The organism is Microbacterium sp., assembly GCF_011620715.1.
Lineage (GTDB): Bacteria > Actinomycetota > Actinomycetes > Actinomycetales > Microbacteriaceae > Microbacterium.
Genome location: NZ_WOYP01000076.1, coordinates 1 through 4,776, shown reverse-complemented (window position 1 = coordinate 4,776; position 4,776 = coordinate 1). Strand labels below are relative to the sequence as shown.

6 protein-coding genes are annotated in these 4,776 nt (G+C 68.7%); 5 read left to right on the top strand and 1 reads right to left on the bottom strand.

The features are described from left to right. From QZV84_RS07590 to QZV84_RS07570, 5 genes are all read left to right on the top strand, one after another. The coding region (locus tag QZV84_RS07590) for a bL28 family ribosomal protein (RefSeq protein ID WP_292827739.1) at positions 1 to 179 on the top strand (179 nt) is incomplete at its 5' end. After that, on the top strand, positions 179 to 349 hold the full coding sequence (rpmG, locus tag QZV84_RS07585; RefSeq protein WP_005051772.1) for a 50S ribosomal protein L33: 171 nt from the start codon (positions 179 to 181) through the stop codon (positions 347 to 349). The genes QZV84_RS07590 and rpmG, both read left to right, overlap by 1 nt. Before the next feature lie 3 nt (positions 350 to 352). Further along, complete coding sequence (gene rpsN / locus QZV84_RS07580) at positions 353 to 658, top strand: 30S ribosomal protein S14 (protein ID WP_292827736.1); 306 nt, start codon at positions 353 to 355, stop codon at positions 656 to 658. 280 nt (positions 659 to 938) lie between these two features. Further along, on the top strand, positions 939 to 1,226 hold the full coding sequence (locus tag QZV84_RS07575; RefSeq protein ID WP_292827733.1) for an HU family DNA-binding protein: 288 nt from the start codon (positions 939 to 941) through the stop codon (positions 1,224 to 1,226). A gap of 160 nt (positions 1,227 to 1,386) precedes the next feature. Beyond that, positions 1,387 to 3,360 (top strand): cytochrome c oxidase assembly protein, encoded by a 1,974-nt coding sequence (locus tag QZV84_RS07570; protein WP_292827730.1) that lies wholly within the window; start codon positions 1,387 to 1,389, stop codon positions 3,358 to 3,360. A 37-nt stretch (positions 3,361 to 3,397) separates the two neighbouring features. Here the strand turns inward: QZV84_RS07570 and QZV84_RS07565 are convergent. Continuing rightward, positions 3,398 to 4,776, bottom strand: a 1,379-nt coding sequence (locus tag QZV84_RS07565; protein ID WP_292827727.1) for a SulP family inorganic anion transporter, incomplete at its 5' end; no start/stop codon positions are given.

Below are 4,776 nucleotides of genomic sequence, written 5' to 3'. Positions count from 1 at the left end.
ACTCGCACCGCCGGACGAAGCGCCGCTTCGACCCGAACGTGCAGAAGAAGACCTATTTCGTTCCGTCGCTGGGCCGCAACATCAAGCTCAACGTCTCGGCCAAGGGCATCAAGGTCATCGATGCCCGCGGCATCGAGGCCGTCGTCCGTGACATGCAGGCAAGGGGTGTCAAGCTCTGATGGCCAAGAAGGCTCAGGACGTACGTCCGATCATCAAGCTGCGTTCGACCGCGGGCACGGGGTACACCTACGTGACGCGCAAGAACCGCCGCAACAATCCCGACCGCATCGTGCTCAAGAAGTACGACCCGGTGATCCGCAAGCACGTCGAATTCCGAGAGGAGCGCTGACCCATGGCCAAGAAGAGCAAGATCGCGCGCAATGAGCAGCGCAAGGTCGTCGTCGAGCGCTACGCTGCGAAGCGCGCCGAACTGAAGAAGGCCCTCATCGACCCGACGAGCACCGACGAGCAGCGCGAAGCCGCTCGCGTCGGCCTGCAGAAGCTGCCCAAGAACGCCTCGCCCGTGCGGGTGCGTTCACGCGATGTCATCGACGGCCGCCCCCGCGGTGTCCTCACGAAGTTCGGCATCTCGCGTGTCCGCTTCCGTGATATGGCGCACCGTGGCGAACTGCCCGGCGTCACCAAGTCCAGCTGGTAGCACCAGCGACGACGTCGAAGAGGCGGATCCCCGAAGCGGGGTCCGCCTCTTCTGTGTGCGGGCCGGGCCGCGACCCGCGCCTGGATTTCCGTCACTCCGGTCACAGCAGCCCCACCTGCACCGAGGACACGGCGATGGATTAGGTCAAGAGGCGCGGAAATCCGCGGAACTGCGCGGAATGTGGGTATATTCGGGCACGGTCGATCCGACCAGCCGGGGGCGATGTGCCACCCGGTCCGAGTAATGAAAGGCACGCGTGCGCGCCTTGGAGGACAACCACATGGCTGACAAGTCCATCACCAAGACCGAACTCGTTGCGAGCATCGCGAGCGCAACGGGCCAGAGCCAGTCCACCGTGTCGGGCGTGCTCGACTCCCTCTTCTCCACCGTCTCCGAGGCGGTCGCCAAGGGCAGCAAGGTGTCGATCCCCGGCTGGATCTCGTTCGAGCAGGTCGCCACGTCGGCCCGCACGGGCCGCAACCCGCAGACCGGTGCTGAGATCAAGATCCCTGCCGGCAAGCGCGTCAAGGTCACCGCGGGCTCGAAGCTGAAGGCCGCCGTCAAGTAGACGCGACACGGATCAATGCCGAGCGTGTCTCGATCCGCTCGCTGGCGCTCGCTACTCGGCAACCGATAGCGCGACGAGCGCCGCACCCGATCTGATCGCCAGGAGGGGGATGCCGCACCCGCGGCATCCCCCTCCTGCATGCCCGCCTAGGCTTAACCGTGTGAACTCCCGCGCGCTGCGGGCCGCCGGCCCCGCGATCCTGGTCGTCGCCGCGCTCGCGGCGCTGATCTGGGGGCTCCTCGTCGGCGCAGGCGCAGCACCGTTCGCCATCGGCGACCCCGGACCGCTCGTGCGATGGGGGCTGCCGACCGCCACGCTCTTCGTGAACCTCGCCGCGGCCGGCATGGTCGGCTCACTCGTGACGGCGCTGTTCACCCTGAAGGCAGGCGAGCGCGAGTTCGACACCGCCCTCGACATGGCATCCGTGTCTGCGGCGGTGTTCACGGTCGCTGCCGCGACGACGGGCTTCTTCACGTTCATCAACACCTTCAACCCCGCCGTCGGCCTCGGCCCGGAATTCGGCGCGCAGCTCGGTCGCTTCCTCGTGGAGACGGAGGGCGGCCGCACCTGGCTGATCACCGCCGTCGCCGGCGCGGCGATCACCGTGCTCGCCTTCGCCGTGCGGTCGTGGACGCCGACGCTGTTCGTCGCGATCCTCGCGATCGCGGCGATGGTGCCGATGGGCACGCAGGGGCACTCCGGTGAGGAGGCGAATCACACCGCAGCCGTGATGGCGATCGTGCTGCACATCATCGCCGCGGCCGTCTGGCTCGGCGGGCTGCTGCTCATGGTCGTCGTGCGCCCCGTGATCGGCCGCGATGCCCTGGCGAACGCGATGTCGCGATACTCCAGCATCGCCCTCGCGGCATTCATCGTGGTCGCGATCTCGGGAACCGTGCGCGCCGCGATCGGGGTCGGCGCCTGGGAGAACCTCGTGTCGCCGTACGGGGCCATCCTGCTCGTCAAGGTCGGGGCCCTGATCGCACTCGGCGTGCTGGGTGCCTGGTATCGCAGGGGCCTGATCGGGCGGCTCGGGGACGAGCACATCGACCGTCGGTTCTGGGGACTCGTCGCGCTCGAACTCGGCTTCATGGGTCTGGCCAGCGGTGCCGCGGCCGCGCTGGCCCGCACCGCACCGCCGACCACGGCGAACCTTCCCGCAGTGCGGACGCCCTCCGAATACCTCACCGGAGCGCCGTTGCCGCCGGAGCTGACCTTCGACCGCTGGTTCACGTCCTGGGACATCGACCTGCTGTGGGCGTTCGCCGCGGGCTTCGGCATCTTCCTCTACATCGCAGGAGTCCGGCGGCTGAGCCGGCGCGGCGACCGCTGGCCGGTGTACCGCACCGTGCTCTGGGTCGCTGGGCTCGTGCTGCTGTTCTGGGTGACCTGCGGGCCCATCAACGCCTACCAGGACTACCTGTTCAGCGTGCACATGGTGGGGCACATGCTGCTGACGATGGCGATTCCGCTGCTGCTCGTGGCCGGCGCCCCCGTCACGCTGGCCGCGCGCGCGATCCGCAGGCGCGATGACGGCACGCGCGGCGGGCGCGAGTGGATCCTGTGGGCCGTGCACTCGCCGGTGGCCCGTGTGCTGACCAATCCCTTCATCGCGGCTGGACTGTTCGTCGGATCGCTCTGGGTCTTCTATTTCACCGACCTGTTCCGCTGGTCGCTGTACGACCATCTCGGGCACGAGTGGATGACGGCGCACTTCCTCATCACGGGCTACCTGTTCGTGCTCACGCTCATCGGCATCGACCCCGTGGCCTACCGCCTGCCCCACGCGGGCCGGCTCGTGCTGCTGATCGCCGTCATGGCGATCCACGCCTTCTTCGGCATCGCGATCATGAGCCAGACCGGACTGATGGTCGCCGAATGGTTCGGCGCCATGGGGCGTACTTGGGGCCCGACACCCTTGGAGGATCAGTACATCGGCGGCGGCGTCGCCTGGTCGATCGGCGAGCTGCCGACCCTGATCCTCGCGATCACCGTCGCGATCCAGTGGAGCCGCAACGATGACCGTGCGCAGAAGCGCTCCGACCGCCACGCCGATCGCACGGGGGATGCCGAGCTCGAGGCCTACAACGCGCAGCTGGCGGCACTCGCCGAGCGCGACGCCCGAGCCGGCTGAAACAACGCGCACCGGAGCGGCGGGGTGCGGCATCCGCTCAGGGATTGTCCGTGTCCTCGTCCCACTTCGTGCCGTCGAGGTCGCCGCGCAGCGTGCCGGTCAGCTCATCGACCGCAGCACCCACCGTGGAGGCGAAACGGTCGGGCGTGAAGCGCTCGGTGAGACCGTAGCGGCGCAGCACGTCGACGACCGGATCCTTCATCTCCGCGAGGATGAGCCGGATGCCGTGCTTGGCGAGGTAGTCGTCGAGATCGACCAGCTCGTCCATCGCGGTCGTGTCGATGTCGGTGATCGGCTCGGCGGCGAGGATGACGGCGGTGATGCCCGGTCCTGCCGCGCGCACGCGGGAGCGCACGTAATCGTCGAAGATGGCGCCGTTCGCGAAGAAGAGCGGCGCATCGAAGCGCACGATGACGATCCCGGGCAGGCGTTCGCCCTCGGGGTAGCGTGAGAGGTCGTGATAGCCGCGGAGTCCGCTGACGCGGCCGAGCTCTGCCTTGTAGGGACGCCATGAGTGCTGGACGAACGCGAGCATCGACAGGGCGATCGTCACCACGATCCCTTCCAGCACCCCGAAGACCAGCACACCGGCGAATGCCGCGAGCGACAGCGCCGCGTCGATCCGGTCCATGCGCACAAGACGACGGAACCCGCGCACGTCGATGAGGCTTGCGGCCGCTGCGATGACCACGGCCGCCAGCGTCGCGGCCGGGAGGAACGCGGTGACTCCCGGGGCGAGCAGGATGAAGGCGATCAGCAGCGCGGCCCCGACCACGCCTGTGAGCTGTGTGCGCGAACCGGCCTGCTCTGCGACGGGCGTGCGCGAAGAAGACGCCGACACCGGAAACCCGCCGAGCAGGCCCCCGGCGATGTTCGCCAGGCCGATGCCCGACATCTCCTGACTCCCGTCGACGCTCTCGCCGCGGCGCGCCGACAGCGCCCGCGACAGCACGGCGGTGTCGGTGAAAGCCACCAGTGCGATCCCCGCGGCGGGCAGCAGCAGCGACCAGACGTCCGCCCACTCAAGACCTCCCAGCATGGGCGACGGCAGGCCCTGAGGCAGGGCGCCGACGACCGGCAGGGAGCCGGAGAGTCCGAGGATCGCCGTGATCGCGGTCGCGACCACCACGACGACCAGCACACCCGGGACCGGCGAGCGAAGCCACCGCATCACGAAGATCACGGCGAGCGAGCCGACCCCGAACGCGGCCGCGAGCGGCAGCACCTCGCCGCGGGCGATCTCGCGGATGATCCCCAGGACGTCCTGGGCCGGGGCGACGGCATCGATCGAGAAGCCGAGCAGCTTCGGCACCTGCGAGATGATCACGATGAGGGCCACCGCGTTCAGATACCCGACACGTATCGGCTTGGACAGCAGATCGGTCACGAACCCGAGGCGCAGCAGCCCGCCGACGA

Excerpts from the sequence above, each read along its gene's own strand:
- rpmG (WP_005051772.1), top strand. The coding sequence starts at position 179 with ATGGCCAAGAAGGCTCAGGACGTACGTCCGATCATCAAGCTGCGTTCG.
- rpsN (WP_292827736.1), top strand. The coding sequence starts at position 353 with ATGGCCAAGAAGAGCAAGATCGCGCGCAATGAGCAGCGCAAGGTCGTC.
- QZV84_RS07575 (WP_292827733.1), top strand. The coding sequence starts at position 939 with ATGGCTGACAAGTCCATCACCAAGACCGAACTCGTTGCGAGCATCGCG.